At 61.8% G+C, this 280-nt stretch carries 1 protein-coding gene; it reads right to left on the reverse strand.

The features are described from left to right. Positions 1 to 261 (reverse strand): AMP-binding protein (locus tag IH09_RS40940; RefSeq protein ID WP_205379431.1); only part of this gene is annotated, 261 nt, incomplete at its 3' end. Between the last annotated feature and the right edge of the window lie 19 nt (positions 262 to 280).

The raw sequence follows: 280 nt of genomic DNA on the forward strand, positions 1-280 counted from the left end.
CGACACCACATCACCACCCACCACAACCTCACGCACCCCCACCAACACCGACGGATCCTCCTCCGCCACCACCCCAAACAACCCCGCCGGCAACCACAAACCCGTCACCCCAAAACCACCAATAACCGACCTCAAAACCCCCACATCCAACCGCCCCACCGGAGCCACCACCACACACCCACCCGACAACAACGGACCCCACAACTCAAACGTCGACGCATCAAACGCAAACGGCGAATGCAACAACACCCGCTCCACCACACCACCCACCCACCCCGAA

The organism is Streptomyces celluloflavus (assembly GCA_000720995.1).
GTDB classification, from domain to species: Bacteria; Actinomycetota; Actinomycetes; order Streptomycetales; family Streptomycetaceae; genus Streptomyces; species Streptomyces celluloflavus.